Here is a 14,814-nt window from a genome sequence, read left to right on the forward strand (position 1 = left end):
TTTATCGACTAAAATAGAGAAATTTCCTGCCTAATAGATTGTATCATATACCTTGTTATAAAAAAAGACCATTGACTTCTTTTGTCAACAGTCTGCAGTATCATGTGATAATGATACTTTTTTACTTTAATGAGAATTAAAGAAACATAAGTGAATTGTACTAAACTATTATTTTTTATGTGGATGTAATTGTTTTGGCAACAATAAGATAGAAAATAATAAAGAAAAAGAAATGTGCAAATCGGAAGTTACCAGTCATGATGTTACATTAGATGTAAAGATTAAAGACAGGATTGATATATTACTACGGGACCAAACTTTTTTAATATAGTTTAGATGCAAAAATCAAAGGAAATAATGAAATGCAAGATTACTATGGGAAATTGAATTAGGGAGAATACAAAATGAAAAAACATAGAAAGTTAATTGTTCTGATAATTATAATTATAGTTCTAGTAGGAGTAACTATAGTTGGGAAAAAAGTTTATAAAGAAATGAATGAGAAAGATATCAATAATATTTTTGATGAAATGTATTATGTTGGTGAAGATAATGTTTCTGCATATTGGCATAAAGATGTATTTAAATCAGTATCAAAAGAATCAAATCGGGCAAAAGGAACCATAGATAGTGATGGAATAAAACATGGACTGATGAGAGTTTATAATAAGTCAGCAATTTCACCTGCTTTAAAAGAATATGGTGTAGAAAGTATTATAGTGTATTTTGATTATGATCCATTTCTAAAAATTATAACATCAATTGATAGAGGGGAAGGGAGTGATGACAGTATAATTATACGTTGGATTTATAATGTGGAGAGCGATGAAATGGAACTTGAATTTGAATTTATAAATGAAAAAGCAAAATTTGAACCTATGACAGGAAAAGATATTGATGAATTTTTAGCGAGTTTTGATATGGATTATGATGAACTATATGAAGTAGCGAGAATGTTCTTATATGATCAAATATTGATAGATTATTTAGAGGGGAATGAAAAGTTGTCAAAATTCTCAATGGATGATTTAGGAGATGTAGACATTTTAGGGGCAAAAGTTGTGCTATGTAGTAATTTTCTTGAAGGATGTTTGCAAAGCGAAAAATGATGTTAATTAAACGCTTAAAAAGGATGTAAGATAACTTCATTTTCTATAATGTATTGCCCCATGAGTTTATGCTGGGTTTGACTAATATAAATTTTTCCATTTTGACGAGTCAGCAATCCATTGCTTTCAATTTTTTGTAGAGAACGATTAAGTGTGCGAACACTACAAGCCATTTTACTAGCAATATCTTCTCTTTTGGCATTGATTTTCACTTGTTTTACATCGCCATATTTTTGATATTCTTCATATAAGAATACAATGATTCTTGTTTCGATATCCAAAAATAGAAATTGTCTTAAAAATTGTGTTTCTCTACTCAATACACTCATTAACATATTCATACGAATAAATAGAGCATTTACATCTTCTCTTACCCAATTCATATAATCACCCGAATTGATACGAATACAAACACAATGATTTTTGGCACGCAAAGATACAAAACGGCCTGATGCATTGGAAAATAGTTCATAATCACCAAGCACATCAATTGCTCGATATTCTCCAAACGTAAAAGGATAGCTAGGAACTTGTTCGTCAACGACAGATACTTTTCCTTTTAGTAATACGTAGACATACGTATTTGGATCACCAGTTTCCATGATAGGGTGACCTTTTTCATAGGTAACAATTTCCATCTTTGCCTGTGTAGCTTCAGAACAATTTTTAAAGATTGTTGATACAAAGATATAGTCATTATCACTAAGGTGAGTTTTACAATATTTTAAAATTTGTGACATAATTTACTCCTTAGGGACAAGTGTCCTTTTTTTTAATTATACACTAAGATAAGATAAAAATAGTAATAGGAAATCAATTTCTTATAATTATTATTTTGGAGGTAAGAGTTTTATGGCAACACCGCATATTGAAGCAAAAGAAATGGATATCGCAAAAGTAGTTTTAATGCCTGGCGATCCATTAAGGGCAAAATATATAGCAGAAACATATTTGGAGGATGTTATTAAGTTTAATAATGTTCGAAATATGTTTGGTTTTACAGGAACATATAAAGGAAAAAGGATTTCCGTAATGGGTTCTGGTATGGGAATGCCAAGTATTGGAATTTATTCATACGAACTATTTAAAGTTTATGATGTTGAAGCAATTATCCGTATTGGTAGTGCAGGAGCATATACGGATGATTTGAAATTGTTTGATATTGTTTTAGCGAGTGATGCCTGGAGTGAGTCTTCGTTTGCACTTGCACAAGCTGGAGTAAAGGATTCAATAATGAAGCCAAGCGAAAAGTTGAATACTTTGATAAAAGATACAGCAGCAAGTATTAATAAAACAGTACATGAAAATCGTATTCACTCAAGTGATGTTTTCTATCATGAAGATAATGTAGATGGATATGCAGATTTCTATAGCAAACATGGATGTGTTTGTGTAGAGATGGAAAGTTTTGCATTGTTTCACACAGCAAACCTTTTCAATAAGCAAGCAGCATGTCTTTTAACAATTTCTGATTCACTTGTAACACATGAAGTGACAACGGCAGAACAACGACAAAATTCATTTAATGAGATGATGGAAATAGCATTAGAAAGCGCAATACAGGTTTAAAAAAGATGAAAAACTATAAACGAATTTTTACCATCGTAGTTGACTCATTGGGTGTGGGAGCAGATGATTTAGCTGGATATGATAAAGGTGCTAATACATTGGCTCACATCAGTGAGCATATGCCAAATTTTAAAATCCCAACATTACAAAAGTTAGGATTGGCGAATGTAACTAAGTTAGTATCAGTAGAAGCAGAAATATCTCCCCTTGCCACTTATACAAAAATGAAAGAGGCAAGTATTGGAAAAGATACGATGACAGGACACTGGGAAATGATGGGGTTGTTGATTGATACACCTTTCCAGACGTTCACAGAAGAAGGGTTTCCAAAGGAATTAATTGATGAATTAGAAAGTCGTACAGGACGTAAAGTAATTGGTAATAAAGCTGCAAGCGGTACAGAGATATTAGATGAATTTGGTGAAGAAGAAATTGCCACAGGTCATATGATTGTTTATACATCTGCAGATTCGGTACTACAAATTTGTGGAAATGAAGAGACAATGGGGTTGGATAATCTATATAAGTATTGTGAGATTGCACGTGAAATTACTATGAAACCAGAATGGAAAGTGGGAAGAATCATCGCTCGACCTTACACAGGAAATAAGAAAGGAAGCTTTGTACGTACTGCAAATCGTCATGATTATGCATTAAAACCATATGGTAGAACAGCACTAAATGTATTAAAAGATGCTGGAAAAGATGTTATCAGTGTGGGTAAGATTAATGATATTTTTGATGGTGAGGGTATTACAGAAGCATATAAATCAAAAAGTAGTGTGCATGGTATGGAGCAGACAATCGATATAGCAAAAAAAGATTTCGATGGTTTATGCTTTGTAAATCTTGTGGATTTTGATGCCTTATGGGGACATCGACGCAATCCTGTAGGCTATGGTGAAGAGTTAGAGCGCTTTGATGCTCTATTAGCTAAATTATTGGATGTGTTAAGAGAAGATGATTTATTGCTTATTGTAGCCGATCATGGAAATGATCCAACGTATATAGGTAGTGATCACACAAAAGAGATGGTACCATTCTTAGCATATAGCAAGGATATGGAACAAGGACAGCATTTAGAAGTATTTGATACATTTGCGAATGTAGGTGCAACAATTGTAGATAATTTTGGTTTCGCTATGCCAAAAGATACGATTGGAGTATCAAAATTAGCAGAAATCGTAAAATATCGTAAATAGTATTCGAGGGAGGTTATAAAGATGAGTAAAGTTAGTGAAATTATTAAAGACCCTACTTTGACATATCAACAGCAAGTACTATCACTTGCTCGATTGGCAGAGAGTGAAGATGATTCCTTACCTCGAGATAAAGCGTTTATCGAAGCATTACAAGATGGTGTATTATGCGACTTAGGTGAAGGGTTAGCGCCATATCGTCCTCGATATATCGTGCCTGATTATGAGTTGTTGATGAAAAAGGGGTGTGAATTTTTAGATATAGCACCACCTAGTGATATTTGGGAAGCTACCAATGCATTATTGATTTTTTATAAGCATGTACCAAGTATTACATCATTTCCTGTATACTTAGGAAACTTTTCCACGCTTTTTGCACCATTTGATACAGAGGAAGAGATAACAAGAAAAGCTTTGAAATTGTTTTTACAACACATTGATAAAACCCTTACAGATTCTTTTGTTCATTCGAATATCGGACCAAAAGAAAATCGTGTAGGACATATTATTTTAGATTTAACAAAAGAAATGCAATTAGCAATACCAAATCTTACGTTGTTATACAATCCAGAAAAGACAAGCAACGAGTTCGCATTAAAATGTGTGGATTGTATGCTTGAAACAAGTAAGCCAAGTTTTGCAAATGATGCGATGTATGCAAAAAATATGGATGGAAACTATGCCATTGTTAGTTGTTATAATGCATTAAAGATAGCAGGTGGTGGATATACATTACCACGAATTCGCTTATACGATGCTTCTTTAAAAGCAAAGGATGCAGATGATTTCTTAAATAACATACTTCCATACTATGTTGAAGTGTTGTTGAAGAATATGGATCAAAGAATTACTTATATTGTAGAAGAATCAAGTTTCTTTAAAAGTAACTTTCTTGCAAAGGAAGGCTTTGTTAAACAAGAAAACTTCACTGGCATGTTCGGTGTTGTTGGCTTAGCAGAGTGTACAAATAACTTATTAGGAATTAGTGATAAAAGCAAAGGTTATGGACATGACAAAGATGCTGAAAAGTTAGCATCTACCATTCTAGATAAGATACATGATATGGTGGAAGCACATCATGGTGTGTATTGTGAGGGCTGCAATAATACTTATGTAATGCATGCTCAAGTTGGAATTGATACGGATGGTACAGAAAATTCTCCTGGGTGTCGAATTCCAATTGGAAGCGAACCAGAACTTAGAGATCATTTATTGTTAGAAGCAAAAATGCATAAACATTTTATATCAGGAATTGGTGATATCTTTAAGTTTGATAAAACTTGGAATAAAAATCCCCAAGCGATATTGGATATAATTAAGGGTGCATTCACAAGCGGAATGCGATACTTTACTGGATATAATGCTGATAATGATGTTGTTAGAGTTACAGGATATTTAGTAAAGCGTAGTGAAATTGAAAAATTACGTAATAATGAGGCTTCTTTAAATCAAGTGACATTGTATGGTAAAGGAGCGGAAGAAAAAGGTAAGGCACTAAGTCGAAGAGTGTATGAAAACAGCAATCGTTAATAAAATTATTCCATTTTCAAATGTTGATGGACCAGGAAATCGGACAGCAATCTTTTTTCAAGGATGTTCATTCGCTTGTTTGTATTGTCACAATCCTGAGACAATCCATCTATGCAGGCATTGTGGAGAATGTGTTGAACAATGTCCTGTGAATGCTTTATCAATGAAAAATGGAAAAGTTGTATGGGATGATGAAATATGTTGCGAATGTGATACATGTATAAAGGTGTGTCCACATCTCTCATCTCCAAAAACAAAGCTTATGAAGGTAGCGGATATTGTTGAATATATTAAACCTCATGTAGCATTTATAGAAGGAATTACAGTAAGTGGTGGAGAATGTATGTTGCAGGCAGATTTTCTACTAGAACTATTTAAAGAAATGAAAAAAATGGGATTAACTTGTTTAATCGACAGCAATGGAACTGTTGATTTTCGTAAGCATACATCATTACTAGATATAAGTGATGGAGTTATGCTGGATGTGAAAGCATTTGATAATGACTTTCACCGTCAAATTTGTAAATACGATAATTTGTCAGTAAAACAAAACTTGGATTACTTGCAAAGTATACATAAACTTTTGGAAGTTCGAACCGTATTGCTTCCAAACCAAGATGAGCAAAATGAAGCTACTGTGAATTATGTAAGTAAATGTTTAAAAGAAGGAATTACATATAAGCTGCTTCGATTCCGTCCATATGGGGTCCGCTTTGAAGGTGTTGAATACTTTGGAAAGGAAAGCGTTAGTGAAGAATACGCAGAAAAATTCAAGAATATTGTTTTGAAAAATGGACACAATGATATAATTATCGTATAGATAAGCATACTAGATTATGACTTTACAAAAGAAAACCGGAGGTAAAAGATGAAAAAATTTAGTATTATGGCTGTGACAGCGTGCCTTGTATTGCTATTAAGTGCATGTGGTGGCTCAGATGGTGACAGCGCAAAGGATGACACATGTCCTGTAAAAGTTGGATTTGTAACGGACATGGGAGGGATTGATGATCGCTCATTTAACCAAGGATCTTGGGAAGGTGTACAGCAATTTGCCAAAGATAACAAATTGGATAAGAGTTGCTATACATACCTAGAATCAAAAACAGAAGCAGATTATACTACAAACTTATCAACATTGGCAGATGATGGATATGATATCGTAATCGCAGCAGGTTACTTATTCATAGATTCAATGGGAGATGTGGCTGCACAATACCCTGACACAAAATTTTTGATTATTGATGGTGTTGTAGAAGCAGAAAACGTGGAAAGTGCAGTATTTGCCGCAAATGAATCGTCTTATTTGGCAGGTATGGCAGCAGCTTTAGAAGCGAAAGAACAAGGATCTAATGATGTTGGATTTATTGGAGGTATGGAAGGTGAAGTAATTGGAGCTTTCCAAGCTGGATTTGAACAAGGTGCATTGGATGCGAATCCAGATGTTATCGTTCATGTAGACTATGTAGGTAGTTATGATGATGCTGGTAAAGCGACAACATTAGCTGCTAAGCAATATGATGCAGGTGTAAAAGTAATTTTCCATGCTGCAGGAAATGCAGGTAATGGTGTTATCAAAGAAGCACAAACAAGAAGTGAAGCTGGCGATATAGTATATGTGGTTGGTGTAGATAAAGATCAATACGATACAGGTAAATACGGTGATGATGACAAGTCAGTAATTTTAACTTCTGCATTAAAACGTGTAGATGTTGCAACTTATGATGCAGCTAAAGCAGTTATGGATGATAAATTCGAAGCTGGAGTTACAACATATACATTAAAAGAAAATGGTGTAGGAATTCCTGAGAAAAACCCTAACTTAAGTGATAGTATTAAAAAAGCATTGGATAAAGCAATAGCGGATATTAAAGATGGAACAATTACAGTAAATGAAAAACCTGTAATTGCAAATGGTTCTTCAAAATCACCAAAAGCTAAATAATCATAGATATTCAAGTTAAGTATTATGGGAGAAAGTAGCTTTCTCCCATTTTTGAAGAAAGGGGAATATAATGGAATATGCAGTAGAAATGCTAAACATCACAAAAGAGTTTCCAGGAATCAAAGCAAATGATGATGTAACGGTTCGCTTAAAACAGGGAACAATTCATGCGTTGCTTGGTGAAAATGGGGCTGGAAAGTCTACGTTAATGTCAATTCTATTTGGTTTATATAAGCCAACTTCAGGTGAAATAAAAGTAAAAGGTAAAGTTATTGAAGATATGGATCCTAATTTGGCAACAGAGTTGCATATAGGGATGGTGCATCAACACTTTAAACTTGTGGAATCTTTTACAGTGACTGAAAATATTGTGTTGGGTCAAGAGCCTATGAAAAATCATATGATTGATTATAAAGCGGCGAAAAAGCGAATTTTGGAGTTATCAGAACAATATGGATTTAAGGTTGATCCAGATGCAAAGATTTCTGATATATCAGTAGGGACACAACAAAAAGTTGAAATTTTAAAAATGCTATATCGCAATGCAGAAATTTTGATTTTTGATGAACCAACAGCGGTTTTAACACCACAAGAAATTGATGATTTGATTTTGATTATGAAACAATTGGTAAAAGAAGGAAAGAGTATTTTATTGATTACGCATAAGCTTCAAGAAATTAAAGCAGTTGCTGATGAATGTAGTGTTTTACGTAGAGGTAAATACATTGCTACAGTGAATGTAAAAGATACAAGTAAAGAAGAAATGGCAGAAATGATGGTGGGTCGTAATGTTAATTTTAATGTTGAAAAAGGCCCTGCAAAACCAGCTGAAGTGGTTTTGGATATTAAAAATATCGATGTTTGTGATGAAGATAAAAATAGAAAAGTAAAAGATTTTTCTTTACAGGTGAGATCTGGAGAGATTGTTGGTGTTGCTGGAGTTGATGGAAATGGCCAGAGTGAATTGATTTATGCACTTTGTGGGTTGATGAAAAACACCAAAGGAACAATTTGTTTGAATGGGGAAGACATTAGTAAAATGTCAATTAAGAAGCGTTTTGATAAAGGGCTTGGACATATCCCTGAAGATCGACATAAATATGGATTGGTATTGGATTTTCTTTTAAAAGAGAATTTGGTGTTACAGTCTTATAATGATGCACCATATTCAAAAAAAGGAATCTTACAAAAAAATGAAATTGATAAGCATGCAGATCGTTTGATTGAAATCTTTGATGTAAGAAGTGGAGAAGGTAAGGATTCCTTAACCCGTAGTATGTCTGGAGGAAATCAACAAAAAGCAATTATTGCGCGTGAAATTGAACGTAATCCTAAATTGTTATTAGTCGTACAACCAACACGAGGTCTGGATGTAGGAGCAATTGAATATATTCAAAAACGTATTATTGAAGAGCGAGACAAAGGGACAGCGGTGTTACTAGTTTCATTGGATTTAGATGAAATACTAGATTTATCAGATAAGATTGCAGTTATGCATGATGGAGAATGTACAGCATTCTTAGACCGCTCAGAAACAGATTTCAGAGATATTGGATTATATATGGCTGGAACTAAGAAAGGAGAAGAATCATGAAGAAAAACCTTTCACCAATAAAAATTTCCCTTATATCCGTTGGAATGGGATTGATTCTTGGGATTATCATTTTGGTAGCATCTGGCTATAGTCCGATGGTTTTATTTAATGCTATGTTACGTGGGTTAGTAGGATCCACTTTCAATAATTTTGGTAATTTTAATTTACGTAATACAGGTGAATTTATTGTATTTTCATTACCAATTATTTTAACTGGTCTTTCCGTTGCTTTTGCATATCGTACAGGTATGTTTAATATTGGTGCTGAAGGACAAGTTATGGTAGGGGCATGTGCAAGTATTTGTGTTGCACTACTTGTACCACTACCAGGAATCTTACATGTAATTGCTTGTGTAATTGCAGGAGCAGTAGCAGGAGCATTATGGGGCCTTATTCCAGGGATTTTGAAAAGTCGTTATAAAATTAATGAGGTTGTTGTATGTATCATGTTGAATTACTTTGGTATGTACTTCTCAAATTATATTTTAAAAGCATTACCAGGTTCGAGTATTTCAAAGACAGTACAAATACCTAGTTCAGCTTCACTATCTAGTGATTTCTTGAGTTCGATTACAAATAATTCACGGTTGAATTGGGGAATTCTAATTGTAGCTTTAGCAATCTTTGCATATTGGTTTATTTTAAATAAAACCGCTTTTGGTTTTAGTCTGCGTGCTACTGGATATAATGAAGATGCTGCGCAGTACGCAGGTATGAAAACGAAAAGAAATGTTGTTTATTCAATGATGATTGCAGGAGCTCTTGCAGGATTAGCTGGAGCCGTTATTTCCTTAGGTACCTTCAACATGGGTAGAGTTATCGGGTCTTTTGAAAATTATGGATTTGATGGTATTGCCGTTGCTTTTGTTGGCGCCTTTAATGCAATTGGAATTATGCTTGCAGGATTGTTGTTTGGATTGTTGAAAGTGATGTCTCCACTTATGCAGGCAACTGGTGTTCCAAAAGAGATTAATGAAATAATTTCGGCAGGTATTGTATTGTTTGTGGCAATGCAATATGGAATTATATTGTTATTAAATCGCTTTCATAAGAAAAAGAAGAAACCAAAGAAAATTGAAACTGATAAAAATGAGAATGAAAAAGTGGAAGGAGGCGTGAAAGTATGAATTTATTTCTACAAATGTTTCCAGCAGCTTTGATTATGGCAACACCGATTGTAATTGCAGCATTAGGTGGTTTGTTTTCTGAGCGTAGTGGAATTATCAATATTGCTCTTGAAGGTATTATGTTAGTTGGTGCTTTTGCAACCGCAACAGTAACCATTTTATTAAGTGATAGTCTTGGTAATTTTGCTCCTTGGGTAGGAATTATTATCGGTGCAATTGTAGGATGTTTATATTCTGCAATCCATGCTTTTGTGTCGATAAACTTGAAAGCGGATCAAACGATTTCTGGGGTAGCATTAAATATGCTTTCTACAGGATTGACAATTTACTTATGTCAGTTGATATTTCAAGGACAAAGAACGCCAAACTTTCCTACTAATATAGCAAAGTTATCAGTTCCTATCTTGAAGGATATACCAATTATTGGGCCAATGTTCTTTAGCAATGTATATCCAACTTTCTTTATCGCTGTAGGACTTGTCCTATTAACGTATTTCTTGATGTATAAGACGCGTTTTGGGTTGCGTCTACGCTCATGTGGTGAGTATCCACAAGCAAGTGCTTCGATGGGGATAACCGTTGCTAAAATGCGCTATATTGGTGTTTTAACTTCAGGTTTCCTTGGGGGACTTGCAGGCGGTATTATGGTGTTGACAACGAATATTCAATTTAGTGTTAGTGTTATTCATGGAGTTGGATTTATTGCCCTAGGATGTTTGGTGTTTGGAAAATGGCATCCATTTGGTTGTTTACTTACAGGAGTATTTTTTGGATTCTCAGAAACCATTTCATCATATTCTGGAAATATCCCAGGATTATCAGGTTTCCCAACCGAATTTTTCTATAGTATACCTTATGTTCTAACAATCATTGCGTTGATAATCTTCGCAAAACGTTCAGTTGGACCAAAAGCTGCTGGAAAAATTTACGATGCTGGGCAAAGATAATGTAGTTATAAAACCAGATTCTTTATTTTGAATTTGGTTTTATTTTAATACAAGGAGGAGAACATGAATACATTAATTGAAAAGACAAAAACATATTTAAAGAATGCATATGTACCATATTCTGATTTTCGAGTTGCTGCATGTGTAAAGACTAAAACAAAAGAATATTATGGAGCAAATATCGAAAATGCTTCTTATGGACTTTCCAATTGTGCTGAGCGAAGTGCTTTATTTGCTGCATATTCTCAAGGGGTTCGTAAAGAAGATATTGAAGCGATGATTATTGTTACAAAGGCTAAGCAATTAACCTATCCATGTGGTGCATGTCGTCAAGTAATGGTTGAACTTGTACCTAGAGAGGCAAAGGTTATACTGGCAAATGAACATGAAATTAAAGAAACTACAGTTGAAGAGTTAATACCTTTTGCTTTTGATGCTTCAGATTTAGATGAAGAATAGAGAGGGAAAAGACGATGAATATAATAGAAATCATTGAAAAGAAACGTGATGGTCAAATTCTAACAAAAGAAGAAATTGAGTATTTTGTGAAAGCCTATTGCGATGGTACGATTGCAGAATATCAAGCTTCTGCTTTGCTTATGGCAATTTATTTTAATTCACTTAATAAGGAAGAATTGTCTGTTTTTACGAAAGCGATGATAGAGAGCGGGAGAACATATGATTTTTCTAGTTATGATGGTGTATTTGTAGATAAACATTCAACTGGTGGTGTAGGAGATAAGACAACCTTGGTGTTAGCTCCCATCTTAGCCGTTTGTGGTTGTAAAGTCGCTAAAATGAGTGGTAGAGGATTATCTTTTACTGGTGGAACTTTGGATAAACTAGAATCAATCCCCGGCTTACAGGTTGAAGTTAGTGAAGCTGATTTTATGAAACAAGTAGAGGAAATTGGTTGTGCTGTAATTGGACAAAGCAATGATATGGTGTATGCAGATAAAAAACTATATGCACTCCGTGATGTAACAGGAACAGTTAGTAGTATTCCACTTATCGCTTCTTCTGTTATGTCTAAGAAAATCGCTGCTGGAAGTGAAGTTATTTTATTAGATGTAAAATGTGGTGATGGTGCATTTATGAAAAACAAAGATGATGCTATTGAATTGGCGAAACGAATGATTGAAATTGGTGAAAGTGCCAATCGCAAAGTCGCGGCTGAAATTACAAGTATGGATGATGTGTTAGGTACTTGTGTTGGTAATTCATTAGAAGTATGGGAAGCAATTGAAACATTGAAAGGAAATTATGACCAAGATTTCTATGATTTATGTGTACATTCTTCTTATACAATTTTAAAGATGGCTAATATTTGTGAGAATGAAGAAGAAGCACGACAAAAAGTAGAAGCCTGTATTCAAGATGGAACAGCTTTGGCAAAATTAAAAGAAATGATTGAATATCAACATGGTAATGGCGAAGTAGTTAATAATTATGAACTATTAGCGATTTCTAAACAAACGGTTGATGTTTATGCAGATACTGCTGGTTATCTAAATACGTTGCATGTGAAGGATATAGGACTTTTATCTTGCGCACTTGGAGCAGGTAGAATGCAAATTGAAGATGCAATCGATCATGGGGTAGGAATTGTTTTACACAAGAAACGTTATGATAGGGTTGAAAAAGGAGATATCTTATGTACTCTCTATGTAAATGACACCTTCGAAGAAAGCTTGGTTGATAAAATGAAAGCATGCTTTGTAATTGAAGAGAATGAAATAGAGAGAGAACCATTAATATACAAAGTATTGCATTAATACAAAAGATACAGAAATAATTCTGTATCTTTTTAATTATTATAATGTTTGAATTTAATAGCAATCTATAAGATTATTTTCTTTTATGGTAAAATAATGAAAGAAATATAATATGCAGCAATGGCGTATGGAAACAATTGTGGAAAGAGGTAAGCTATGAGTACGATATTAACATTTACAAATAGAGATGATTTTCATGAATGGTTAGATAATAATAGTGAAACAAGTGAAGGTGTATGGTTGCTTTTTGGTAAGAAAGGTGGTCCTAAAACACTCTCTGCAAATGATGCACTTGAAGAAGCACTGTGTTTTGGTTGGATTGATGGGCAGATGAAAAGTATTGATCAAACAAAGTATAAAAAATATTTTGCTAAAAGAACTGCAAATAGTAAATGGTCAGAAAAGAACAAAGGATTGGTTCAAAAACTTGAAGACCAAGGATTGATGAAAGATCGAGGAAGAGCCAAAATTGAGGAAGCGAAAGCAAACGGACAATGGGATGCTGTTAAAATAACATATGATACAGACGATAATATTGCATTTGTATCAGAGTTATTGAAAGGTTATGAGCCAGCATTTACAAATTTTCAAGCAATGTCTCCATCGGTGAAAAAAACTTATACACGTGCGTATTTTGACGCTAAGACAGAGGCTGGAAAAGAGAAACGATTATCATGGATGGTGGATAGGTTAAATAAAAACCTAAAACCAATGTAAAAGGAGAAAATAATATGATTCGCTATATACATACGAATATTGTAGCTAAAGACGTGGAAAAGCTAACTACTTTTTATAAAACAGTATTGGATTGTAAAAGCATAAAGGAAACACGTGATCTCAAAGGAGAATGGTTAGATGATTTAACAGGGATAGAGAAAGCGCATATTGTTGGAGAGCATCTTTTATTACCTGGATATGGTAGTAATTATCCAACCCTTGAAATATTCTCATATGATGAACTGGAAGATAATGACATATCAAACATTAATAAACAAGGGTTTGCTCATCTAGCTTTTCAAGTGGATGATGTAGAAAGTATGGTAAGTAAAGTGATCAAAGCTGGAGGAAGCATGGTTGGTGAAATTGTTAAGACAATGTATCCTAACAATAAAGAAGCAACGTTTGTGTACGTACGTGATCCAGAGGGGAATATTGTTGAGTTACAAAGTATAAGGTAATAAAATATACATTTAGTGAGGGAGAACGAAAATGAGAATAGAGAGATTGCTGATAAATAATATTCCATCATTATGTTGGGGAGAACCCTCGGATAAGTTGTTCATTGCAATTCATGGGAATATGTCAAGTAAAGAGGATGAAGTTATTAAGCGCTTCGCTCATGTGTTAGTTATGAGAGGATATCAATTGATAAGTTTTGATTTGCCAGAACATGGGGAGCGACAAAATGATCTTAACTATTTATGTAAGCCTCAAAATTGTATCGATGATTTACAACAAGTTATGAATTATGCGAAAACGGTTGCGAAGGAAATTAGTGTTTTTGCTTGCAGTATAGGGGCATATTTCAGTTTGTTGGCATATCCAAATGAGAAGATAAAACAATGTTTATTCTTGTCACCAATTGTTGATATGAAATCATTGATTGATAATATGATGCTGTGGAATAATACAACCGAAAAAGAATTAAGAGATAAAAAGGAAATAAAAACGGACTTTAATCAGATATTATATTGGGATTATTATACATATGTGAAAAATCATCCAATTGTTAGATGGGATAAGAAAACAGCTGTTTTATATGGTTCTAAAGACAATTTACAAAGTAAAACATTAATAAAGGAATTCTCACAGAAATTCAATTGTAAATTGAATATATTAGAGGGTGGAGAACATTTTTTTCATACACAGGAACAACTGCAATGTTATCAAGATTGGATTTATGAAACATTAAAAGGATAATTTCTGGTAGTGTAAAATATCTTGTGTAAACTCCTAGGGCTACCAACCTAGGATAGATAGCTAATATAGAAAAAGGGAGCCATTCCTAGTAGAATTAAT

15 protein-coding genes are annotated in these 14,814 nt (G+C 33.7%); 14 read left to right on the forward strand and 1 reads right to left on the reverse strand.

Annotated elements, in window-relative coordinates; all coding sequences use genetic code 11:
- The first annotated feature begins 404 nt into the window (after positions 1 to 404).
- On the forward strand, positions 405 to 1,109 hold the full coding sequence (locus tag M2475_RS10290) for a TipC family immunity protein (RefSeq protein ID WP_277491368.1): 705 nt from the start codon (positions 405 to 407) through the stop codon (positions 1,107 to 1,109).
- 14 nt (positions 1,110 to 1,123) lie between these two features.
- On the opposite strand, the gene M2475_RS10295 is transcribed toward M2475_RS10290, so the two are convergent.
- Complete coding sequence (locus tag M2475_RS10295; protein WP_277491369.1) at positions 1,124 to 1,849, reverse strand: Crp/Fnr family transcriptional regulator; 726 nt, start codon at positions 1,847 to 1,849, stop codon at positions 1,124 to 1,126.
- 112 nt (positions 1,850 to 1,961) lie between these two features.
- Here M2475_RS10295 and deoD point away from each other — a divergent pair, with 112 nt between their 5' ends.
- The 13 genes from deoD to M2475_RS10360 all read left to right on the forward strand — a co-directional run bounded on the left by deoD (position 1,962) and on the right by M2475_RS10360 (position 14,715).
- Positions 1,962 to 2,678: a purine-nucleoside phosphorylase gene (gene deoD, locus M2475_RS10300; protein WP_277491370.1), complete on the forward strand. Its 717-nt coding sequence runs from the start codon at positions 1,962 to 1,964 to the stop codon at positions 2,676 to 2,678.
- A gap of 5 nt (positions 2,679 to 2,683) precedes the next feature.
- Positions 2,684 to 3,880, forward strand: a complete 1,197-nt coding sequence (locus M2475_RS10305; protein WP_277491371.1) for a phosphopentomutase — start codon at positions 2,684 to 2,686, stop codon at positions 3,878 to 3,880.
- A gap of 21 nt (positions 3,881 to 3,901) precedes the next feature.
- The gene (locus M2475_RS10310) at positions 3,902 to 5,407 is read left to right on the forward strand and encodes a YjjI family glycine radical enzyme (RefSeq protein WP_277491372.1); all 1,506 of its coding nucleotides are present in this window, start codon (positions 3,902 to 3,904) and stop codon (positions 5,405 to 5,407) included.
- Positions 5,388 to 6,227, forward strand: coding sequence for a YjjW family glycine radical enzyme activase (locus M2475_RS10315; protein ID WP_277491374.1), 840 nt, complete (start codon positions 5,388 to 5,390; stop codon positions 6,225 to 6,227). Before M2475_RS10310 ends, M2475_RS10315 begins: the two co-directional genes overlap by 20 nt.
- 48 nt (positions 6,228 to 6,275) lie before the next feature.
- Complete coding sequence (locus M2475_RS10320; protein ID WP_277491375.1) at positions 6,276 to 7,352, forward strand: BMP family ABC transporter substrate-binding protein; 1,077 nt, start codon at positions 6,276 to 6,278, stop codon at positions 7,350 to 7,352.
- A gap of 70 nt (positions 7,353 to 7,422) precedes the next feature.
- A complete protein-coding gene (locus M2475_RS10325) occupies positions 7,423 to 8,946 on the forward strand; it encodes an ABC transporter ATP-binding protein (protein ID WP_277491377.1) in 1,524 nt (507 codons plus the stop codon).
- On the forward strand, positions 8,943 to 10,073 hold the full coding sequence (locus M2475_RS10330) for an ABC transporter permease (RefSeq protein ID WP_277491378.1): 1,131 nt from the start codon (positions 8,943 to 8,945) through the stop codon (positions 10,071 to 10,073). Before M2475_RS10325 ends, M2475_RS10330 begins: the two co-directional genes overlap by 4 nt.
- Positions 10,070 to 11,020, forward strand: a complete 951-nt coding sequence (locus M2475_RS10335) for an ABC transporter permease (RefSeq protein WP_277491380.1) — start codon at positions 10,070 to 10,072, stop codon at positions 11,018 to 11,020. The genes M2475_RS10330 and M2475_RS10335 overlap by 4 nt, the downstream gene beginning before the upstream one ends.
- A gap of 63 nt (positions 11,021 to 11,083) precedes the next feature.
- The gene (gene cdd, locus M2475_RS10340; protein WP_277491381.1) at positions 11,084 to 11,479 is read left to right on the forward strand and encodes a cytidine deaminase; all 396 of its coding nucleotides are present in this window, start codon (positions 11,084 to 11,086) and stop codon (positions 11,477 to 11,479) included.
- Positions 11,480 to 11,493: 14 nt separating this feature from the next.
- A complete protein-coding gene (locus M2475_RS10345) occupies positions 11,494 to 12,795 on the forward strand; it encodes a thymidine phosphorylase (RefSeq protein ID WP_277491382.1) in 1,302 nt (433 codons plus the stop codon).
- Positions 12,796 to 12,951: 156 nt separating this feature from the next.
- Positions 12,952 to 13,512, forward strand: a complete 561-nt coding sequence (locus M2475_RS10350; protein ID WP_277491383.1) for a YdeI/OmpD-associated family protein — start codon at positions 12,952 to 12,954, stop codon at positions 13,510 to 13,512.
- A 14-nt stretch (positions 13,513 to 13,526) separates the two neighbouring features.
- Entirely contained in the window at positions 13,527 to 13,973 is a 447-nt protein-coding gene (locus M2475_RS10355) for a VOC family protein (RefSeq protein ID WP_277491384.1), read from the forward strand.
- Between the two features lie 31 nt (positions 13,974 to 14,004).
- The gene (locus tag M2475_RS10360; protein WP_277491385.1) at positions 14,005 to 14,715 is read left to right on the forward strand and encodes an alpha/beta hydrolase; all 711 of its coding nucleotides are present in this window, start codon (positions 14,005 to 14,007) and stop codon (positions 14,713 to 14,715) included.
- Positions 14,716 to 14,814: the final 99 nt, after the last annotated feature.

Source organism: Breznakia sp. PF5-3 (genome assembly GCF_029504745.1).
Lineage (GTDB): Bacteria > Bacillota_I > Bacilli_A > Erysipelotrichales > Erysipelotrichaceae > Breznakia.